The sequence below is a fragment of the Mesorhizobium sp. M2A.F.Ca.ET.039.01.1.1 genome (genome assembly GCF_003998035.1).
In the GTDB taxonomy this organism is placed as follows: Bacteria; Pseudomonadota; Alphaproteobacteria; order Rhizobiales; family Rhizobiaceae; genus Mesorhizobium.
The window spans coordinates 1-2218 of sequence record NZ_RZRY01000880.1; the positions used below are offsets into that span (position 1 = coordinate 1).

Below are 2218 nucleotides of genomic sequence, written 5' to 3' on the forward strand. Positions count from 1 at the left end.
CATGAGATGGAGGTGATCCGCTCCATCGCCGATCGAGTGGCGGTGATCGATGCCGGCCGGATCGTCGAGGAGGGCGCCGTCTGGCAGGTCTTCGCCGATCCGAAGTCGGAGATCACCCGCAGCCTGCTCGGCGGCATCCGGCCGCAACTGCCGCCCGAGATTGCCAGCCGGCTGGTTCCGGGCGAAGGGGCGGAAACGATCCTCCGGATCGACGTCGCCGGCGAGGCGGCGCGTCGCCCGCTGCTGTCCGAGCTTGGCGCCAGCGTGCACGGCGCGTTCCGGCTTGTGCATGGCGGCATTGACCATGTGCAGCAGCAGCCGGTCGGCACGTTGTTCGTGGCGCTCCCTGGAGCCGACGCTGCCCATCTGGCGGCGGTTATCGCTTTCCTGAAGAACCGCGGCGCGCGGGTGGAGGTGCTTGGCCATGTCGCCGGTCCTGTTTGAACTCCTGCTTCGTTCGATCTGGGAGACGGTGCTGATGACCGGCGCGTCCGGTCTGATCTCGCTTGTCTTCGGCCTGCCGCTCGGCCTCGCTCTGGTCGCCACCGATCGGGGCGGCATTGCCGAAAGTCTTTGGATCAACCGCCTCCTCGGTGCCGTTATCAATGGCTTCCGTTCGGTGCCGTTCATCATCCTGCTGGTGGCTCTGATCCCGGTGACGCGGCTGATCGTCGGCACCTCGATCGGCACCTGGGCGGCGATCGTGCCGCTGTCGATCGCGGCGACGCCCTATTGCGCGCGTATTGCCGAAGTGTCGCTGCGCGAAGTGGACCACGGGCTGATCGAGGCGGCGCGCGCCATGGGCGGCAACCGCTGGACGATTATCCGCGAGGTGCTGGTGCCGGAGGCGCTGCCGGGCATCGTCGCCGGCTTTACCGTGACACTGGTGACGCTGGTCGGCGCCTCGGCCATGGCCGGCGCCATCGGCGCCGGCGGTCTCGGCGATCTCGCCATCCGCTACGGCTATCAGCGCTTCGAAACCAGCGTCATGGTCGCCGTGGTCATCGTGCTCATCGTGCTGGTCTGCGGCATCCAGTGGATCGGCGACCGGCTGGTCGCTCATCTGGATCATCGTGGATGATGTGCGGCATCCGAACGCAATTTGCCGCAAAAGCCGGGAATTGAGCGCCGGTATGCTGCGTTTGCAATGAGATTGGTCGGTGTGTTTCTTCACCGGCAATGACACGCATGTCATCGTGCGATGGGGAGCTAAAACAAAGAGTTGCCGCCAACAGGAGCCTGACCATGCCAAGAATAATTCCGGTGCTCGATCTCGACCGCCTGGAGCAGGGTCCATCCGAACTTCGAACTTTCTTGTTTGATCTACGCACCGCCGCCCGCGATGTCGGGTTCTTCTATCTGAGCGGCCACGGCATCACCCAGCCGGAGATCGACGCGGTGCTGGGCGCTGCGCGCGGCTTCTTTGCCTTGCCGGAAGCCGACAAGCTCGCCATCGAAATGGTGAAGTCGCCGCAGTTCCGCGGCTATACGCGCGCCGGCGGCGAACTGACCAGGGGCAAGGCCGACTGGCGCGAGCAGCTCGACATCGGCGTCGAACGCGCGACCATTGCGCAAGGGCCGGGCGTACCGGCCTGGACGCGGCTGCAGGGCCCGAACCAGTGGCCGGCCGCGCTCCCCGATCTGAAGCCGGCGTTGCTTGCCTGGCAGACCAAGGCGACCGATGTGGCGATCAGGCTGCTCAAGGCCTTCGCGCTGTCGCTCGACCAGCCGGAGGGCGCCTTCGATGCCATCTATCGCGGCGAGCCGAACCACCGCATGAAGATCGTGCGTTATCCCGGCCGCGACACGACCGGCGACGACCAGGGCGTCGGCGCGCATAAGGATGGCGGCTTCCTCACCCTTCTGCTGCAGGACGAGAACAAGGGGTTGCAGGTCGAGTATGACGGCAGCTGGGTCGATGTCGACCCGATCCCGCGAACGCTGGTCGTCAACATCGGCGAACTGCTTGAACTCGCCTCGAACGGCTATCTCAGGGCAACCGTGCACCGCGTCGTCACCCCGCCCGCCGGCGTCGAGCGGATTTCGGTGCCGTTCTTCTTCAGCGCCCGGCTCGACGCGACTATCCCGCTGCTCGGCCTGCCGGAGGAGCTGGCGGCCGAGGCGCGCGGCCCGGCCAGCGACCCTGACAACCCGCTGTTTCGCAACGTCGGAACCAATGTGCTGAAAAGCCGGCTGAGGTCACATCCCGACGTAGCGC

General features: G+C 66.1%; 3 protein-coding genes. All 3 read left to right on the plus strand.

The genetic code is table 11. The features are described 5' to 3' along the window. The coding region (locus EOA24_RS35015; protein ID WP_281059917.1) for an NIL domain-containing protein at nucleotides 1-444 on the plus strand (444 nt) is incomplete at its 5' end. Continuing rightward, nucleotides 425-1081, plus strand: a complete 657-nt coding sequence (locus EOA24_RS35020) for a methionine ABC transporter permease (RefSeq protein ID WP_126078709.1) — start codon at nucleotides 425-427, stop codon at nucleotides 1079-1081. The genes EOA24_RS35015 and EOA24_RS35020, both read left to right, overlap by 20 nt. A gap of 164 nt (nucleotides 1082-1245) precedes the next feature. Beyond that, nucleotides 1246-2218, plus strand: a 973-nt coding sequence (locus EOA24_RS35025) for an isopenicillin N synthase family oxygenase (protein ID WP_133374789.1), incomplete at its 3' end; no start/stop codon positions are given.